This is a genomic window from Curtobacterium sp. USHLN213, from assembly GCF_037144815.1.
In the GTDB taxonomy this organism is placed as follows: domain Bacteria; phylum Actinomycetota; class Actinomycetes; order Actinomycetales; family Microbacteriaceae; genus Curtobacterium.
In genome coordinates this window covers 31,427-48,304 of sequence record NZ_JBBCYQ010000015.1, presented here as the reverse complement: position 1 = coordinate 48,304, position 16,878 = coordinate 31,427, and the positions used below count along the sequence as shown (strand labels likewise).

17 protein-coding genes are annotated in these 16,878 nt (G+C 72.4%); 6 read left to right on the top strand and 11 right to left on the bottom strand.

Annotated elements, in window-relative coordinates; genetic code table 11:
- Positions 1-90 precede the first annotated feature (90 nt).
- Positions 91-1,401, bottom strand: coding sequence for an HRDC domain-containing protein (locus WFH25_RS17605; protein ID WP_374115174.1), 1,311 nt, complete (start codon positions 1,399-1,401; stop codon positions 91-93).
- Complete coding sequence (locus WFH25_RS17600; protein WP_070418813.1) at positions 1,394-1,978, bottom strand: DUF3000 domain-containing protein; 585 nt, start codon at positions 1,976-1,978, stop codon at positions 1,394-1,396. The genes WFH25_RS17605 and WFH25_RS17600 overlap by 8 nt, the downstream gene beginning before the upstream one ends.
- A 23-nt stretch (positions 1,979-2,001) precedes the next feature.
- Between WFH25_RS17600 and WFH25_RS17595 the strand changes: the two genes are divergently transcribed.
- The gene (locus tag WFH25_RS17595) at positions 2,002-3,225 is read left to right on the top strand and encodes an alpha/beta fold hydrolase (protein ID WP_071302919.1); all 1,224 of its coding nucleotides are present in this window, start codon (positions 2,002-2,004) and stop codon (positions 3,223-3,225) included.
- Positions 3,226-3,344: 119 nt separating this feature from the next.
- Here the strand turns inward: WFH25_RS17595 and WFH25_RS17590 are convergent, their stop codons facing one another.
- Together WFH25_RS17590 and WFH25_RS17585 are read right to left on the bottom strand one after the other, a co-directional pair.
- On the bottom strand, positions 3,345-3,797 hold the full coding sequence (locus tag WFH25_RS17590) for a SufE family protein (protein ID WP_071295259.1): 453 nt from the start codon (positions 3,795-3,797) through the stop codon (positions 3,345-3,347).
- Complete coding sequence (locus tag WFH25_RS17585) at positions 3,794-4,699, bottom strand: sulfurtransferase (protein ID WP_071295260.1); 906 nt, start codon at positions 4,697-4,699, stop codon at positions 3,794-3,796. The genes WFH25_RS17590 and WFH25_RS17585 overlap by 4 nt, the downstream gene beginning before the upstream one ends.
- 113 nt (positions 4,700-4,812) lie before the next feature.
- Between WFH25_RS17585 and zapE the strand changes: the two genes are divergently transcribed.
- The 3 genes from zapE (at position 4,813) to WFH25_RS17570 (ending at position 8,321) form a co-directional block, all read left to right on the top strand.
- A complete protein-coding gene (zapE, locus tag WFH25_RS17580) occupies positions 4,813-5,856 on the top strand; it encodes a cell division protein ZapE (RefSeq protein ID WP_442892430.1) in 1,044 nt (347 codons plus the stop codon).
- A 272-nt stretch (positions 5,857-6,128) separates the two neighbouring features.
- Positions 6,129-7,403, top strand: a complete 1,275-nt coding sequence (locus WFH25_RS17575) for an ammonium transporter (RefSeq protein WP_070418818.1) — start codon at positions 6,129-6,131, stop codon at positions 7,401-7,403.
- Between the two features lie 261 nt (positions 7,404-7,664).
- On the top strand, positions 7,665-8,321 hold the full coding sequence (locus WFH25_RS17570; RefSeq protein WP_336698791.1) for a tyrosine-protein phosphatase: 657 nt from the start codon (positions 7,665-7,667) through the stop codon (positions 8,319-8,321).
- A 134-nt stretch (positions 8,322-8,455) separates the two neighbouring features.
- Here the strand turns inward: WFH25_RS17570 and WFH25_RS17565 are convergent, their stop codons facing one another.
- Positions 8,456-9,427 carry an aldo/keto reductase gene (locus WFH25_RS17565; protein WP_336698790.1) on the bottom strand — a complete coding sequence of 324 codons (972 nt, stop codon included), beginning with the start codon at positions 9,425-9,427 and terminating at the stop codon, positions 8,456-8,458.
- A 120-nt stretch (positions 9,428-9,547) separates the two neighbouring features.
- Between WFH25_RS17565 and WFH25_RS17560 the strand changes: the two genes are divergently transcribed.
- A complete protein-coding gene (locus WFH25_RS17560) occupies positions 9,548-10,516 on the top strand; it encodes a beta-ketoacyl-ACP synthase 3 (RefSeq protein ID WP_083413986.1) in 969 nt (322 codons plus the stop codon).
- Between the two features lie 242 nt (positions 10,517-10,758).
- On the opposite strand, the gene WFH25_RS17555 is transcribed toward WFH25_RS17560, so the two are convergent.
- Complete coding sequence (locus WFH25_RS17555) at positions 10,759-11,679, bottom strand: hypothetical protein (RefSeq protein WP_336698788.1); 921 nt, start codon at positions 11,677-11,679, stop codon at positions 10,759-10,761.
- Between the two features lie 39 nt (positions 11,680-11,718).
- On the opposite strand from WFH25_RS17555, the gene WFH25_RS17550 reads away from it, so the two are divergent.
- Positions 11,719-12,360 (top strand): hypothetical protein, encoded by a 642-nt coding sequence (locus WFH25_RS17550; RefSeq protein WP_336698787.1) that lies wholly within the window; start codon positions 11,719-11,721, stop codon positions 12,358-12,360.
- On the opposite strand, the gene WFH25_RS17545 is transcribed toward WFH25_RS17550, so the two are convergent.
- The 5 genes from WFH25_RS17545 to WFH25_RS17525 form a co-directional block, all read right to left on the bottom strand.
- A complete protein-coding gene (locus tag WFH25_RS17545; RefSeq protein WP_336698786.1) occupies positions 12,347-13,306 on the bottom strand; it encodes a hypothetical protein in 960 nt (319 codons plus the stop codon). The two genes, WFH25_RS17550 and WFH25_RS17545, sit on opposite strands and share 14 nt — an antisense overlap.
- A gap of 267 nt (positions 13,307-13,573) precedes the next feature.
- On the bottom strand, positions 13,574-13,948 hold the full coding sequence (fliW, locus tag WFH25_RS17540) for a flagellar assembly protein FliW (RefSeq protein ID WP_336698785.1): 375 nt from the start codon (positions 13,946-13,948) through the stop codon (positions 13,574-13,576).
- Positions 13,945-14,826, bottom strand: coding sequence for a flagellar hook-associated protein FlgL (gene flgL / locus WFH25_RS17535; protein WP_336698784.1), 882 nt, complete (start codon positions 14,824-14,826; stop codon positions 13,945-13,947). Before flgL ends, fliW begins: the two co-directional genes overlap by 4 nt.
- Positions 14,827-14,828: 2 nt before the next feature.
- The gene (flgK, locus tag WFH25_RS17530) at positions 14,829-16,250 is read right to left on the bottom strand and encodes a flagellar hook-associated protein FlgK (RefSeq protein WP_336698783.1); all 1,422 of its coding nucleotides are present in this window, start codon (positions 16,248-16,250) and stop codon (positions 14,829-14,831) included.
- A 4-nt stretch (positions 16,251-16,254) separates the two neighbouring features.
- The gene (locus tag WFH25_RS17525; protein WP_070419569.1) at positions 16,255-16,740 is read right to left on the bottom strand and encodes a flagellar protein FlgN; all 486 of its coding nucleotides are present in this window, start codon (positions 16,738-16,740) and stop codon (positions 16,255-16,257) included.
- Positions 16,741-16,878 lie beyond the last annotated feature (138 nt).

The window sequence follows — 16,878 nt, the reverse complement described above, 5'->3', positions numbered from 1 at the left end:
CGTCCCGCCCCGCCCGGCCGGGTCCGACCCGGCGTGCATCAGCGACGCTATGCCCCGAGCCTGTGCGGACGCATGCCCGTTGGGGCGTTCCTACGACTCGGTGTTGCTCTCGGCAGCAGGCTCCTGTGCAGCAGCGACAAAGGCGTGCGCGATGATCGACGCCGTCTCCTCGACCTGCCAGGGGCGGGCGTCGTGCGCGGCGAGCACGGCACCGACGGTCTCGGTGGCGATCGGCGTCGGCGGCTCCCACGACACCGTGCGGAGGGTGTCCGGCGTGAGCAGGTTCTCGACGGGCAGGTCGAGCTCCTCGGCACGCTGAACCACGGCGGCCCGCGCAGCCTTGTACCGGCGGTCGGCTGCCGGGTTGCGGTCGGCCCAGGCCCGGGGCGGCGGCAGCGTGGCCTCGCCGGTGCCGCGGAGCCGTGGCAGGTCCTCGGTCGTGCGGCCCTCGTCGACGGCGGCCCACCAGCGGTCGAGCTCGGACCGGCTGGCACGACCCGTGAAGGCCTTCACCCCGCTCAGCTCACCCTTCGAGGCCGGGTTCGCCGCCGCGGCCGCGACGATCGCCGAGTCCGGGATGGTGCGACCCGGCGCGATGTCGGCTTCGCGGGCGTAGGCGTCGCGTGCCGTCCAGAGCGACCGGGCGATCGCGAGTGCCCTGGAGCCACGGAGGGCGTGCATGCCGGACAGGCGGCGCCACGGCTCGGCCTTCGGCGGCTTCGGCGCCCGTGTCAGGACGGCGGCGAACTCCTCTTCGGCGATGCGGGACTTGCCCGCCTCGTCGAGCTTCGCCGCGAGCGCGTCACGGAGGTCGGGGAGCAGCTCGACGTCGAGTGCCGCGTACACCAACCACGACTGCGGGAGCGGCCGGGTCGACCAGTCCGCGGCGGAGTGGGCCTTCGCGAGCGTGATCCCGAGCAGCTGCTCCACGACGGCACCGAGGCCGACCCGGGGGAACCCGGCGATGCGGGCGCCGAGCTCGGTGTCGAAGATGCGGGTCGGGACGAGGCCGACCTCCTGCAGGCAGGGGAGGTCCTGCGACGCGGCGTGGAAGAGCCACTCCTCGTCGACGATCGCGTCCTGGAGCTCGGAGAAGTCGCCGATCGGGATCGGGTCGAAGAGGAACGCGCCGGCACCGCGGCGGAACACCTGGATGAGGTACGCCCGCTGCGAGTACCGGTAGCCGCTCGCGCGCTCGGCGTCGACGGCGACCGGGCCGTGGCCCGCCGCGATGGCGGCGACGGCGTCGAGGTACTCCTCGCGCGAGGCGATCACGTGGACCGCGTCGTGCGACGCCTCGAACGCCGGCGACGCCGCGGACGGAGCAGCCGACGGCGGAACAGCCGGCGACGCCGACGGGACAGCGGGCGACGCCCCGGCCGGAGATGCGGGGTCAGTCACGTGCGAGCCTCCTCGGGGCCAACAGGGTCACGCCGTCCGACGCGGGCGGGAGACCGGCGAGCATCGCCACGATCTCCTCCCACGCCTCGACGTGTGCGGTGAGGTCGTCCCCGCGCGGGGTCCACGAGGCGCGCAGTTCGAGCTGCGCCCCGTCGCCCTGCGCCGCGAGGTCGCCGTAGCCGCGGGAGATGATCTTGGTCGCCGTGCCCGAGGCGTGGTCGTAGGTCGCACCGTGCGCGGCGAGGGCGTCGACGAGCCAGCTCCACGTGACGTCGGCGACGAACTCGTCGACACCGATCTCGGGTTCGAGCGGTGCCTGGGCGAAGGTCACGATGCGGAACGACCCGCCCCAGCCCTCGGGTTCGTCCGGGTCGTGCAGGGCGATGAACCGGCCCGTCCCGAGGTCGGAGTCGATGCCGTGCGCCGCACCCGAGACGTCCGCCGCCAGGGCGATCGAGAACGGGGCGATGCGCGACGGCGAGGGGATCTCGGTGACGGTCGTCTCGGCGCGCGCGCCGCCGGACGCCACGAACGCACGGAGCCGCGCGAAGGCGTCGGGCTCTCGGGTTTCGGACACGAATGCAGACTAGGCTCCGGACCATGTCCCGATCCGCGCGACCCGCCGAGGACGTCGTCCAGGAGACCGCACGATCGGCCGGGTTCGTCGCACTGGGAGCGGGCATCGCAGCGGCCGCCGTCACCACCGCGGTGATCGGCGGGTTCGTCGCGGCGGTGGCCCGAGCGGTGGTCACCCCCGACCGCAAGCGCACCGAACGCGTCCCGATCCACGCCGTCGACCCCGTGCGGCGGACGGTGACGCTCGAGCGCACCGCGGACACCGAACTGCAGGGCCGATACAGCCTCTGGTTCGGCGGCGGGACCGGGCACATGCGCGTCGGCGAGGTCCTCGGCACCACCGACACGACCGTCACCCGCCGCATCATCGCGATCGACGCCGGCGACCCCACCGCGGCCCGCCGGGGTCGGTGGGGCGGCTGGTTCTACCTGACCCCCGGGGAGCTCGACGTCCCGGTCGAGGACATCGACGTCCCCACCCCGAACGGCCCCGCACCCGCCTGGGTGGTCCGCGCCGACGACCCGGACGCGCCGTGGGCCGTCCTCGTGCACGGTCGTGGGGTGACCCGCGCCGAGACGATCCGCGCGGTGCCGGTCTTCCGGGCGGCGGGGTACTCCGTGGTGCTGGCGAGCTGGCGCAACGACGGCGTCGCCCCGCGGAGCGTCGACGGCCGCTACGGCCTCGGCAGCACCGAGTGGGAGGACATCGACGCGGTCCTCCGCTGGCTCGCCGGGCAGGGCGCGTCGAGCGTCGTCCTGATGGGCTGGTCGATGGGCGGCGCGGTCGTGCTGCAGACCCTGCTCCGCTCGGCGTTCGCGGACCTCGTGGACGGTGTCGTGCTCGAGTCGCCCGTGGTCGACTGGCACGCGGTGCTCAAGTCGCAGAGCCAGCTGCTCCGCCTGCCGCGGCCGGTCCGGAAGGTCGCGCAGCGCCTCCTCCGCACCCCGGTCCTGCACCGGCTCACGGGCCTGCGGCAGCCGGTCGACCTGCGGCAGCTCGACATGGTCGCGCGGGCCGACGAGCTGCACGTGCCGATCCTGCTCATGCACAGCGACGACGACGGGTTCGTCCCGTCCTCTGCGTCGCACGCCCTCGCCGAGGCCCGGCCCGACATCGTGCGGCTCGAGGTGCAGACGACCGCCCGGCACACCAAGCTCTGGAACCACGACGCCGACTGGTTCGACGCCCGCATCCTCGCGTGGCTGACCGAGGTGGTCCAGCGAGACGGCGCGGCCAACGCGCGGTAGACGCATCCACAGACGGACGGGAGGGGGGGGGGGGGCGGGGGCCCCCCCCCCCCCCCCCCCGGGGGGGGGGGGGGGGCGCCCCCCCCCCCCCCCCCCCCCCCGTCAGCGTGTGGTGACGTCTACGCGACCGCGGCCTGCGCCTGCACCTGCCGCTGCACCCGGCCCAGCATCCCGACCATGCCGCGGATCCGCAGCGGGCTGACCGCCTCGCTCAGCCCGATCGTCAGCGGATAGTCCGCCGGTACGGCGAGCACCTGCTCGGCGGTCAGGCCGGACAGCCCCTGCGCGAGGATCGACGCGAAGCCCCGCGTGGTCGGTGCCTCGCGCGGCGCCGTGGCGTGCATCCGGACGATGCCGGGCGCGTCGCCGTCCGCACCCACGGTGACCGTGATGAAGACGGGGGACTGGCACTCCTCGACGCGTTCGAGCTCGTCCTCGTGCCCCTGCAGGCGCTCGGGAAGCGCCGGGAGCTCGTTCGAGAACTCGAGGAGCAGCTGCAGGCGGTCCTGCTGGGAGAGTTCGAGGAAGTCGTCGCGGATCTCGGCGAGGGACTGGGGGAGTGCGTCGGTCATCGGTCGGTGATCGTACCCGGTTCGGTGCCGACGGCGATCGGGACGCGGACCGCGCTGCCCCACTCGGTCCACGAGCCGTCGTAGTTGCGGACGTTCTCGTACCCGAGCAGGTGCTGCAGGACGAACCAGGTGTGGCTCGACCGCTCGCCGATGCGGCAGTAGGCGATGACCTCGTCCGCGTCGCCGATGCCGGCGCCGTCGCGGTAGATCGCGTCGAGCTCCTCGCGCGTCTTGAAGGTGCCGTCCGGTGCTGCGGCGGTGGCCCACGGGATGTTCACGGCGGTGGGGACGTGGCCGGCGCGGAGGGCGCCCTCCTCCGGGTAGTCCGGCGCGGTGGTGCGGTCGCCGGCGTACTCCGGGGCGCTGCGGACGTCGATCAGCGGCTTGCCGAGGTGGGCGAGCACGTCGTCCTTGTACGCGCGGATCTCGGTGTCGATCCGGTCGACGACGGGGTACTCGACCGGCGTGACCACGGTCTGGTCGGTGGTGAGCGCGCGGTCCTCGGCGATCCACTTCGCCCGGCCGCCGTCGAGGAGACGGACGTCCTCGTGGCCGAACAGCGAGAAGACCCAGAGGGCGTAGGCGGCCCACCAGTTGTTCTTGTCGCCGTAGATCACGACGGTGGTCTCGCGGCCGATGCCCTTGCTGCCGAGCAGTTCGGCGAAGGCCTCGCCGTCGATGTAGTCGCGGAGCACCGGGTCGTTGAGGTCGGTGTGCCAGTCGATCTTCACGGCACCGGGGACGTGGCCGGTCTCGTAGAGCAGGACGTCCTCGTCGGACTCGACGACGACCAGGTCCGGGGTGCCGGCGTCCAGGTGTTCCTGCAGCCACTCGGTGGAGACGAGCCGCTCCGGGTGGGCGTAGGCGGTGAACTTCTCGGACGTGTCGACCGGTGCGGTCATGGTGGGCTACCTCCAGGTGGTCATCCGGCACCGGACTAGGATCGGTCGTCGGTGCCTGTGGGCAACGGTACGCGGGCGTGCCGTGCTCCTGACGCAACGTGACACCCCACGACATGCTTCCCGAAGGACTGCCCCGATTGTCAGCGAACACCGCGCCTGAACACCTCGTCGACCGCGACCCGCAGGTGACCCCGCAGCAGATGGCTGCGTCGCTGGTCCCGCCGCCCCAGTTCGCCGACGCGTCGTTCGCCTCCTACCGACCCGACGCGGAGTACCCGTCGCAGGCGGCGGTCCGCGACGCGGTGGAGGCCTTCGTCGCCGCCGGTCCCGCCGACCAGCCTCGCCGGGGGCTGTTCGGTCGCCGGAAGCCCGTGGCGGAGTCGACCGTGAAGTCCGGCGTCTACCTCGACGGCGGGTTCGGCGTCGGCAAGACCCACCTGCTCGCCGCCGCCTACCACGCCGCCACCGGCCGGAAGACGTTCGGCACCTTCATCGAGTACACGGCGCTCGTCGGGGCCCTCGGGTTCCAGGGCACCGTCGACCTGCTGCGCGGGACGGCGCTGGTGTGCATCGACGAGTTCGAGCTCGACGACCCCGGTGACACGATGGTGATGACGCGCCTCATCAAGGAGCTCACCGAGACGGGCACCCGGTTCGCCGCCACCTCGAACACGCCGCCGGGCGCGCTCGGCGAGGGGCGCTTCGCGGCCCAGGACTTCCTGCGCGAGATCCAGGCGATGTCCGACCGGTTCGACACCATGCGCATCGACGGGCTCGACTTCCGCCGGCGTGCGGTCGACGAGTCGGCGGGCGTGGTGGCCGACGTCGCCGCGGCACTCCCCGGCGGACACGTCACGCTCGACGACTTCCGGGCGGTGGTCAGGCACCTCGCGTCCGTGCACCCGTCGAAGTACGTCGCGATGGCCGAGGACCTCGACGCCGTCGGCCTCACCGACGTGCAGCCCTTCACCGACCAGACCGATGCGCTCCGGTGGGTCGCGCTGGTGGACCGGCTGTACGACGCGCAGGTCCGGATCGTGGCCTCGGGCACCCCGCTCGACCGGGTGTACCCCGAGTCGATGCTCGACGGCGGGTACCGCAAGAAGTACCTGCGTGCGGCGAGCCGCGTCGTGGCGCTGACCCGCGCCGTGGACTGAGCCGCCTGCCGGTCGCGAGCGGCCGCTTCCCTGCCGTGCCGCGCCTCCAGGCCCCGTTCCGCGACGGCTGTCGGACACCGTCCGGACGGACCGGGAGAACTCGTGGCCCCCGTCCAGGGGACTGCCCGACGGACGAAACACGACGTTTACACACCGGGCCGTCGCGTTACATCCGCGAAACACTTCGTGCTCCCTCGTGAAACCTCGCCTCGCCAGACTCGGTGACACCCGACGCGGACCAAGAGCCGCTGGTGCAATCGAGAGGTGAACAGATGCTTGATCAGGGCAACACGACGTTCGTGTTGGTCATGGCGGCGCTGGTGTTGTTCATGACACCCGGCCTGGCCTTCTTCTACGGCGGTCTGGTGAAGGCCAAGTCCGTCATCAGCATGATGATGATGTCCTTCGGGGCGATCGCGCTCGTGAGCGTCCTCTGGGTCGTCTACGGCTACGCCATCGCCTTCGCGAACCACGGTGACGGCACGGCGGTGTCCGGTGTCGTCGGCTTCTTCAGCATCGACTGGAACCAGATCGGCCTCGGGCAGGCGTTCGAGGAGGCCAAGGCCTCGACGATCAACGCCGCGTACCCCTCGATGGCGTTCGTCGGCTTCCAGGCGACCTTCGCGATCATCACGGTCGCCCTCATCTCCGGTGCGATCGCCGACCGTGCCAAGTTCGGCGCGTGGATGGTCTTCGCCGGCGTCTGGGTCACGGTCGTCTACTTCCCGGTCGCCTCGTGGGTCTTCAACCTCACGTCCGGCTGGGCGGCGACCTGGGGCGTCATCGACTTCGCCGGTGGCACCGCGGTCCACATCAACGCCGGTGCCGCGGGTCTCGCGCTGGCGATCGTCCTCGGCAAGCGCGTCGGCTTCGCCAAGGGTGCGCACAAGCCGCACAACCCGCCCTTCGTACTCCTCGGAGCCGCGATCCTGTGGTTCGGCTGGTTCGGCTTCAACGCCGGCTCCGAGGGCGCCGCGGACGGCATCGCCGCGATCGCCTGGGTCAACACCCTCGCCGCCCCGGCCGCCGCGATCCTCGGTTGGCTGCTCGTCGAGAAGCTCAAGGACGGCAAGGCCACCTCGATCGGTGCCGCGTCGGGAGCCGTCACCGGCCTCGTCGCCATCACCCCGGCGTGCGCCGCGCTCACCCCGGGCTGGGGCATCCTGCTCGGCTTCCTCGCGGGCATCATCTGCTGCTTCGCGATCGACTGGAAGTACCGCCTCGGCTTCGACGACTCGCTCGACGTCGTCGGCGTCCACCTGGTCGGCGGCATCGTCGGCACGCTGTACCTCGGCTTCTTCGCCAACGACACCGGCCTGATCTACTCGGGCTCGTTCACGCAGCTCGGCAAGCAGGCCGCCGCTGCCGGCGTGGTCGGTCTCTACTCGTTCATCCTCGCCTTCGTCATCGGCTGGATCATCGAGAAGACGATGGGCTTCCGTGTGAAGACCGAGGACGAGGTCGCCGGCATCGACACCGCGGTCCACGGCGAAGAGGGCTACGTCCTCTACGAGGAGCGCGACGAGACCCCGGTCTCCGTCCGGTAGTTCGCTGCCACACCGTCACGACGGGCCCCGCGCACACAGCAGCGCGGGGCCCGTAGTCGTGTGCGGGGCGCGGGGCGCGGCGACGCGCGCCGGTGGTGCGGCCCGGGTTCGCACAATGGAAGTCAATCCGAGCCGTGCGATCGCGTGGTTCGGGGTGACTTTGGTTGTGCGGCGCGGCGGGCGCCCGGCCGGCGGGCACGCGGCGCGGCGAGCGCGCGCCCGGCGGCGCGCCCGGCACCCCGCGTCCGGCAGAGTGGAGCCATGACGACGACGTCGAACACGCTCACGAACCTCCGCGAGGTCGGGGGACCCGGCCTCCAGCACGGCCGCCGGCGCACGGTGTACCGGGCGAACACCGACCCGGTCGCTCCCGCCGCGTACCCGGCGGGCCTCGCGGCCGTGGTCGACCTCCGCCGCGTGGACGAGACGGACGCGGTGCCGCACCCGCTCGCCGCCACGCCCGCCTACCGCTCCGTGCCGCTCTTCGACCCGGCCTCGGCGGTCGAGTCCGCCGCCGAGGCCGTCCACCTCGAGGACCAGTACACCGACTGGCTCGACCGGCACCGCTCCGGCATCGCCGCGGCGCTGCGGACGATCGCCACCGCGGACGGCGACGTGCTCGTCTGCTGCGCCGCGGGCAAGGACCGGACCGGCATCGTGAGCGCGCTGCTCGCCCGGCACTGGGGTGCCGACCTCGACGCCGTCGGTGCCGACTACGCGGCCAGCGCCGCCGGGCTCGTCGAGCGGTTCGCCGCCGAGCGCGCCGCCAGCACGGACCCCGAAGCGACGGCGATCGGCCACCGCTGCGTGCCGGAGATCATGACGACGGTCATCGAGCGCGTCGAGCGGCGGTGGGGCTCGGTGGACGGGTACCTCCGCAGCATCGGGCTGCGGGACGACGAGATAGCCGCGCTCTGACCGGTGGCTGCGCGCGCGACGCGGGTCCGGCTCTGGACGTGCGGACGGACGGGAGGGGGGGGGGGGGGGGGGGGCCGCCCCCCCCCCCCGCCTCCCGTCATGGGTCGCGTCAGCGACGTGGTGGCGTCAGCGCGTCACCAGGCGTAGTCCTCCGGCGAGGTCTTGTGCCCCGGGAAGATCTCGTCGAGCCGGTCGAGCGCACGCTGGTCGAGACGGATGTCGACGGCGCGGACCGCGGACTCCCACTGCTCCATGGTGCGCGGGCCGGTGATCGGCGCCGTGACACCGGGCTGGTGCAGGAGCCACGCCAGGGCGAGCTCGCCCGGGGTGTGCCCGAGCTCCTTCGCGAAGGACTCGTAGGCGGTGAGCTGGTCGCGGTGGCCCTCGACGTACTCGGCACTGCGGCCCGAGAGGCGACGCGAGCCGTTCTCGGTCTTCTCGATGACGCCACCGAGCAGGCCGCCCTGCAGTGGCGACCACGGGATCACGCCGAGGCCGTACTCACGGGCGGCCGGGAGGACCTCGCGCTCGATGTCGCGCACGACGAGGTTGTAGATCGACTGCTCGCTGACGAGGCCGAGGGTGTTCCGGCGCGCGGCGGCCTCCTGGGCCTGGGCGATGTGCCACCCGGCGAAGTTCGACGAGCCGACGTAGAGCACTTTGCCCTGCTGCACGGCGACGTCGATCGCCTGCCAGATCTCGTCCCACGGGGTCGCACGGTCGATGTGGTGGAACTGGTAGAGGTCGATGTGGTCCGTCTGGAGGCGCTGCAGGCTCGCGTCGAGGGCCTGGCGGATGTTGTACGCGCTGAGCTTCCCGCCGTTCGGCCAGTCGATCATGTCGCCGTAGACCTTCGTCGCGAGGACGGTCTTCTCACGCCGCCCGCCCCCCTTGGCGAACCAGCGGCCGATGATCTCCTCGGTGGCGCCCTTGCCCACCGAGCCGCCGTAGCCGTTGGCGGTGTCGAAGAAGTTGACGCCGAGCTCGTGGGCCCGGTCCATGATGGCGTGCGAGTCGTCCTCGCTGGTCTCCGGGCCGAAGTTCATGGTCCCGAGCACGGCTCGTGAGACCGACAACCCTGTGCGGCCGAGGTGTGTGTAGTCCATGGTCCAGGTCTACGCGGTCCCGGTCTCCGCAGGCAGGCCCTGTGGGTACCCGCCTCGGAGGCTGCGCTCCATGCCGCGCCGGGCATGAGCGGGTCGGGCAGGGGAGTAGCGTGCGGTCTCGTGAACACCCCAGCACTCCGTGGCAGCCGGATCCTCGGGTTCGGCCACCACCAGCCAGCACGCGTCCTCACCAACGACGAGCTCTCGACCATGGTCGACACGAACGACGAGTGGATCCGCACGAGGACCGGGATCGAGACCCGGCACATCGCCGGACCATCGGACACCGTGACCTCCATGGCGATCGAGGCAGCGCGGAACGCCCTCGCCGACGCCGGCGTCGCGCCCTCCGACGTCGGACTGGTCATCGTCGCGTCCACCACCCACCGCGACCGGGCGCCCTACACCGCCGGTCGGGTCGCCGCGGCACTCGGCCTGTCGCCCGCCGCCGCACCCATCGACATCAACACCGCCTGCAGCGGCTTCGAGTACGGCGTCGCGCTGGCCGACCAGGCCATCCGGGTCGGGTCGACGGACATCGCGGTCGTCGTCGGCTCGGAGGTGCTGTCCGGCATCGTCGACTGGACCGACCGATCCACGTGCGTGCTCGTCGGGGACGGTGCCGGCGCCGCCGTGCTCGGCGTGTCCGACGAGGCCCAGATCGGCCCGGTGTCGTGGGGGAGCGTGCCGCACCTCGAGGAGGCCGTGCTCGTCTCCGGCGACCCCGAGCGCTTCAGCCAGGAGGGTCGCTCCATCTACCGCTGGGCCATCACCGAGGCCGCCGACCACGCCCGGGCAGCCGTCGCCGCTGCGGGGCTCACGATGGACGACATCGGGGTGTTCGCGTTCCACCAGGCGAACCTGCGGATCATCGAGCCGCTCGTGCACGCCCTCGGCGGGGAGTCGAAGTTCGTGGTGCGGGACGTCGTCGAGTCGGGGAACACGTCGGCGGCGAGCGTGCCACTCGGGCTGTCGAAGGCGTGGGCCCGGGGGGACCTCCCCGAGGGGGTGCCGGCGCTGCTCTTCGGGTTCGGGGGCGGGTTCGCGCACGCTGGGCAGGTGGTGACGACGCCGGTGCGGGGGCGCTGAGGCGGGCTTGCGCTGGGACGGACGGGAGGGGGGGGGGGGGGGGGGCGCCCCCCCCGCCTCCCGTCCGTCTGTGGGTTGCGTCGAGCCAGCGGGTGCGTCCGATCGCTGGTTCACGTCCGGCCGGCGGTTCACGTCCGGTCGGTGGTTCACGTCCGGTCGGTGGTTGCGTCCGGTCGGTGGTTACGTCCTGTCTGTGGTTTGCGTCCGGTCGGTGGTTCGCATCCGGCCGGTGGGTGTGACCGTCAGTCGCCGGTGCGGTCCGGGGTGTCGGCCCAGAGGTCCTCGCGGCCCTTCCGACGCCCGATCGCCCGCCGTTCCTTCGGCGCCTTGGCCCGCTTGGGTTCCTTGGGCGCCTTCGAGTCCTTCGTCGGCTTCGGTTCCTTGCCCGACTTCGGTTCCAGCACGATCGGGAACTGCGCCGGGGGCAGCCCGAACCCCGTCCGCGAGGCCTGGATCACCTTCCGCCCGAGCGCGTGGTTCCCGAGGCCACCGACCGCCGCGCCGATCCCGAACGGGAGGGCTCGACCGACGATCGTCGTGCCCTGCCGCGCGGCGAAGCGCTTGATGAACTGGTCGCGCACCTGTCCGCCGATGCCGTTCACGACCTGCTTCGGGAGGGACGACGTCACCATCTCGCCCCAGAACGCGGTGCGGACCTGTCCACCGGCGATCTGGCCCGCGAGCTGGTTGATGAGCTGGGTGCCCGGCGAGCCGAGGATCATCGCCATCACGAGCATGCGTGCGCGCTCGGGGTCGTCGAGCGCGATGCCGTGCACCTCGGTCACGGACTGCGCGAACAGGGCCGTGGTCTCGAGAAAGCCGACGGTCTCGGCGCCGCTCAACCCGAGGGCCGCCGCCATGCCGACGCCCGGGATCACCGCGCTCGCGCCGACTGCCGCACCGCCCGTGGTCACCGCCGCGAGGTACTGCCGCTCGAGGATCTGGACGATCTCGGCCGGGGTCGAGTCGGGGTGCCGACGGCGGAGTGCCCGCACGTGGGCCACCACGACGGGGCGTTGCACGCTCAGCACCCGGTCGAGCATCTTGACCCAGCCGGCCGGCTGGGTCTGCTCGGGGGTGCGCGCGTTCGGGTCGGTGGGGGTGGAGGCCACAGGCGCTGCCGGCAAGGGCACGATCGCCTGGTCCTTCTGCTCTCGGGCCATGGGGACGACGGTACGCCGGACGCATGGGAGGCTCGTCGGATGACCCCTGCACACGCACTCGATGCAGCACGGCGCGCTGCCGGATTCCTGACGCCGGACGAGGTCGCGGCACTGGCGCAGGACGTGCTCGTCCTGGACCCGGCGTCCGTGCTGGTCGGTCGTTCGGTGGTCATCGAGCCGGGCGTCGTGGTGTACCCGGGTGCCGTCCTCGAGAGCCGGGGGACCGGGACCGTCGTCGTCCGCGCGGAGGCGCGGTTGGGGCCGGGGCCGGTGACGGTCCTCGCGGACGGGGCACGCGTCGAGATCGGTCGGGCGGAGCTCGGGCCCGGTCCGGTCACGGTCGTCGCGGTCGGTGCGGCCTCGTCCGGTTCCGGGAGTGCCGACGTGGAGATCGGCGCGGGTGCACGGCTGTCCGGTGGCTGTCTCGTCGAGGGACCGGCGACGATCGGCGCCGGTGCGCAGGTGATCGGGACGGTCTCCGTCCGTGACGTCGTCCTCGGCGCCGGAGCCGACCGCCACGACCCGGACCCGGACCGGCGCGGCGCGGTGGTCAAAGGTACGGGGCGGATCCACGGCGTTCGACTCGGAGCGGGCGACGTGGTCGTCGGCCGTGCCGCGGTCTCCGATGTCGAGCGCCAGCGGGCCCACCACCCGGACGCTGCGCGGTTCACCGGCACGTGATCCCCGCCCGTCGGAGCTTCGCCCGGACCCGCTCGGGATCCATCAGGTCCGCCCAGGTCAGCCGGACGACGGCGCGGACCTCGGGGAAGGAGCGCACGAAGTCCTCGCGCTGCTTCTCCTGCCAGTGAGCGTCGGCGGTGGTGGAGCCGCCCAGCATCGCCGGGTCCTCGTACTTCCCCCGGCCGTCCACCTCGACCACCACGCCGGCCTCGGGGAACCAGAAGTCGACGATCGCCGTTCGTTCCCCGGGCCGTCGGAACGTGTGCTGCTGCACGGGCTGCGGGACGCCGAGCTGCCGGAACCGGACCCGGCACACCGACTCCGCCGGCGACCCGGACAGCCCCGACCCCATCGCGATCGCGACCCCCGCCTTGTCGTGACCCTTCTTGCTGCGTGCGCATGCTTCCTCGTGCAGCATCTCCGGCAGGACCCGTCGATCGTGCAGCGCGGCGTCGATCATGGGGAGGCTCTCGACGAGCGGGAGCACCACCGCGACGTCCACCAGCGTCCGGACCAGCGCGGCGGTGGCGATGCCCTCGAAGTCGACCGGCGACGTCGGTGGGAGGCCGTTCCACCTCGAGCTGATGGGAGCCCGCAGCGGTGCACTGTGCACTCGGAGCAGGGCGGTCGTCTCGCTGCGCTCACGTCGTGGATCCGTGACCTCGACCTTGCCGGGCGGCGGGCTGATGAACGGCAGACCGTGCACGGCGGCAGCCGAGCGGTGCGAGAGTTCGACCGGTGGACGGATGGCCTGCGAGCTGGCGCGGACGAGCAGGAGGTGTCGGTCCTCCGGGCGGAGGTCGGCGACATCGTCGGGGCGTGCGAGGACACCGGGCCGGATCGCGACGAACTCGCCGCGGTGGACCTTCCGTTGGAGTGCGCGTCGTTCTGCGCTCGGGTGTCCGCCGGTGCGGACGAGTGGGACGGCGAGGACGCGTTCGTGCATGCCTCCACGATGCTGCCCGGGACGCGACCACCTGGCGGCGCGGAGCCGATCTGTGGACGGTGAGCCGCGCCTTCAGGGCTGTGGAGAGTGAGTACGTGCGCAAGGTGCGACAACGTCGATGTCGCACGACGGCGATGTTGTCGCAATCGGGCGCGCGCAACTGTTGCGTCCGCGCGGTAGCGACGTTTCCGATGTCGTACGACGTCGACGATGTCGTTCCGAGTCGGCAGCGAATCACGCGCGGAACCCGGGCCGCCGCGGCCGCGCTCAGCGCGCGGCGAGCTCCGCGCGCAGCGGCAGGTCCTGCTCCTCGAGGATGAGCTGCGCCCCGATCGACGTCCGGGCGTTCACGACGATCGGCGCGAGCAGGTTCACCGTGGTCCCGCCGTCGGCGCCGCCCGGGTTCGCGACGACGAGCAGCATCGCGTCCTCTGGTGCGGTCAGCCCGAGCCCGGCCGCCTGCTCGTCCGTGAGCTCCGGCGCGTACGACGGCAGGTGCACCGCGGCGTCGAGCACGAACAAGCGCGAGGAACCCCCGACGAGGGTGAAGAGCCCGTCGGCGCCGTCCACGGGCGTCAGCGTGAAGACGGGGGCGGGCGCCAGGCCGAACGGCGGGACGGCGAAGGTCAGGTCGATGCTCATCGGAGGTAGTCCATCAGGGTCGGCTGCAGGACCTTCGCGGTGACGGCGAGGGCTGCCTGGTAGTTGGTCTGCTGCACCTGCAGGTCGAGGACGGCCTTCGCGAGGTCCTTGTCCTCGATGCCGGCGCGCCGGTTCTCGAGCGAGACGGTCGCGCTCTTCAGGGAGTCCTGCGCGGAGAGGGCCGCGGCGTGCCGGACGCCCACGTCGGCCTGGATGCCGCGGACGGTGCTGATCGCGGCGTCGACGTCGTTGATGCGGGGGTTCACGTTCACGCCGTTCTGCAGGTCGCCGACGATCGAGTCGATCATGGCGAAGACGGACGAGTTCCCCGAGCCGAACACCGCGGTGCCGGCGGTGTCGACCCGCACGGTGGTGCCGTCGCCGATGCGTCGGGTGACGTCGGTGCCGGAGGACGCCCACCCGGTCGTCGGGTCGTACGCGGTGGCGGCGGTGGACGATCCGGCGAACACGGACCGCGTGCCGTACGTCGTGTTCGCCCGGGACTCGAGCTCGGACTTGAGGGACTGGAACTGCGTGATGAACGCGTCGCGGTCGGTGTCGCTCATGGTGCCGCTGTTCGCCGCCTGCACGGTGAGGTCCCGCACGTTGTTGAGCACGGAGTACACGCTCGACAGGGCGCTGTCGGTCGTGGCGAGCCAGCCGGCCGCGTCGTTCGCGTTGCGCGTGTACTGCGCGGCGGCCGCCTGCTCCTTGCGCACCTGCATCGACGAGGCGGTCCCGACGGGATCGTCGGACGGCCGCTGGATGTTCTTCAGCGTCGTCGCCTGGTCGGTGAGCTGCGCGAGCTTCGCGGCGCCGGCCTGCAGCCTGGCGCTCGCGGCCGTCATCGACATCTGGGTGGTCACACGGGTGATCACGGTCAGCCCCTCCCGACGAGTCCGACGCGGTTGATGATGGTGTCGAGCATGTCGTCGACGGCGGTCAGGACCCGCGCGGCGCCCTGGTACGCGTGCTGGTAGCTCAGCAGGTTGACGTTCTCCTCGTCGAGGTCCACACCGGCGCTCGACTGCTGCTGCGTGCGCGCGTTGGTCAGCGCGAGTCCGGTGAGCGTCGATTCCGACGCGGCGGACCTGGAGGCGCTGCCCACCCCCGCCACGAACGTCGCCCAGGAGCGGTCGGCACCGTCGGAGGCCGCGCCGAGTCGCGAGAGCGCGTCGGTGAACGAGTCGTCGAGTTCCCCCGCCGCGTTCCGCGTCGCCAGGCCGCTGCCGTCGGTCGGGACGACCGAGAGGCCCTGGGCAGCCGGGACGCCGGCCGCGAGGGAGAAGAACGGGGTCCCGGTGGCACCGGTCGGTGTCGTCCCCGTGGCGTGCACGGCGTTGACCGCGCTGGCGAGCTTCGTCGCGACCCGGTCGTACGACGCGGACGCCTCGGCGAGGGCTCCGCCGGTGCCGTTCGCCGTCGCGGGGGCGAGCAGTGAGAGGTTCCCGCCGATCGAGCCGCCGGACAGGGCGACCGCGCCGGCCGTGCCCGAGGTCCAGGTGAGGGTGACCGCGGCGCCGTCGGCCATGCGCTGCCCGCCGCCGAGCGCCACGGAGCGGGCATCGGTGCCCTGCACGATGGCGTTGCCGCCGATGAGGACGTCGACGGTGCCGTCGGTGTTCTGTCGGACCGTGCCGCCGGCCAGCGAGGCGATCTGCTGGGTGAGTTGGTCGCGCTGGTCCAGCAGCTCGTTCGCGTTCCCGCCGGACGCCAGCGCGGTGCGGATCCGACCGTTCAGGTCGGCGACCTGCGACGCGGCGTCGTTGAGCTGCTGCACCTGGCCGTCGACGGTGCCGCGGACGCTCGTCCACTGTGCGTCGACCGCCTTCGAGCCGCTGGCGAGCGCGCTGGCGACGGTCTTCGCGGCGCCGATGACGGCGCTGGCGGCACCGGGGTCGTCCGGGTGGCTGGAGAGCTCGCTCCACGAGGACCAGAAGGCGTCGAGCTTGCTGGCGAGTCCGTCGTCACCGGGTTCGTTCAGCCCGTTCTCGAGCGCGGCGAGTGCGGTGGCGCGGGCGTCGGCGTAGGCCGAGGAGCCGGAGGCCACCCGCACGCCGGCGTCGAGCGTGAGGGACGCCAGGCGGGCGATGCCGTCGACGGACACGCCCTGGCCCGCGAGCGCTGCGGTCCCGCGCATGAACCCGGTCTGGGCGGCGGGGATCGAGGACTGCGAGACGCGCTGGCGGGTGTACCCGGCGGTGCCGGCGTTGGCGATGTTCTGCCCGGTGACGTCGATGCCGGCGCGGGCCGCGGCGAGGCCGGAGTAGGCGGTGGCGAGGGAGCCGAAGGTGCTGACCACGGTGCTACAGGGTCCCCTCGAAGAGTCGTGCGCCGTCCGTGCCCGTACCCGAGGTACCACTGGCGTCGTAGGTGGCGGCACCGGTGACGGACCCGGCGAGCGTCTCCTCGGTCGCCTGCGCGGCGGCACGGAGGAAGCGGTCGTTCTCGTCGCGGAGCGCCCCGATCTGCGTGGTGAGCTCCACCATCGCGGTGAGGTGGGCGGCGAGGATCTCGCCCCAGGGGCCGTTCGGCGCAGCGGCGACGACCTCGCGCAGCGGTGCGTCGGCGGCGACACCCCACTCCTCGGCGACCTCGGCGCTCGACGCGGCGCGCTCGAGACCGGTGCTGCGGAGACGCTCGAGGACCTGCTCGACCTCGCGGCTGGCGTGCGACACCCAGCGGGAGCGACCGGCCGCGAGGAGCAGCTGTTCCTCCTCGAGCTTGAAGGTGAGCAGCTCGAGCAGTTCGCGTTCGCGCCAGAGCACGGCGGACAGTTCGTTCACGCTCATCAGCTCCTCCCGGTGGGGTGTGTCGGTCATCCTGCGGACACCGGGACCTATCGGGTCGCGGGTGCCGGGCGTAAGCACCGACCGGGTGACCGCGCCTGCCGGACACGACCCGCGCCTCCAGGGAATCACCCACATCGG

Excerpts from the sequence above, each read along its gene's own strand:
- WFH25_RS17590 (WP_071295259.1), bottom strand. The coding sequence starts at position 3,797 with ATGACCGACGCACTCCCCCAGTCCCTCGCCGAGATCCGCGACGACTTC.
- WFH25_RS17550 (WP_336698787.1), top strand. The coding sequence starts at position 11,719 with ATGACCCCTGCACACGCACTCGATGCAGCACGGCGCGCTGCCGGATTC.
- WFH25_RS17575 (WP_070418818.1), top strand. The coding sequence starts at position 6,129 with ATGCTTGATCAGGGCAACACGACGTTCGTGTTGGTCATGGCGGCGCTG.
- fliW (WP_336698785.1), bottom strand. The coding sequence starts at position 13,948 with ATGAGCATCGACCTGACCTTCGCCGTCCCGCCGTTCGGCCTGGCGCCC.
- WFH25_RS17585 (WP_071295260.1), bottom strand. The coding sequence starts at position 4,699 with ATGACCGCACCGGTCGACACGTCCGAGAAGTTCACCGCCTACGCCCAC.
- WFH25_RS17555 (WP_336698788.1), bottom strand. The coding sequence starts at position 11,679 with ATGGCCCGAGAGCAGAAGGACCAGGCGATCGTGCCCTTGCCGGCAGCG.
- WFH25_RS17595 (WP_071302919.1), top strand. The coding sequence starts at position 2,002 with ATGTCCCGATCCGCGCGACCCGCCGAGGACGTCGTCCAGGAGACCGCA.
- zapE (WP_442892430.1), top strand. The coding sequence starts at position 4,813 with ATGCTTCCCGAAGGACTGCCCCGATTGTCAGCGAACACCGCGCCTGAA.
- WFH25_RS17525 (WP_070419569.1), bottom strand. The coding sequence starts at position 16,740 with ATGAGCGTGAACGAACTGTCCGCCGTGCTCTGGCGCGAACGCGAACTG.
- WFH25_RS17565 (WP_336698790.1), bottom strand. The coding sequence starts at position 9,427 with ATGGACTACACACACCTCGGCCGCACAGGGTTGTCGGTCTCACGAGCC.
- WFH25_RS17545 (WP_336698786.1), bottom strand. The coding sequence starts at position 13,306 with ATGCACGAACGCGTCCTCGCCGTCCCACTCGTCCGCACCGGCGGACAC.
- WFH25_RS17570 (WP_336698791.1), top strand. The coding sequence starts at position 7,665 with ATGACGACGACGTCGAACACGCTCACGAACCTCCGCGAGGTCGGGGGA.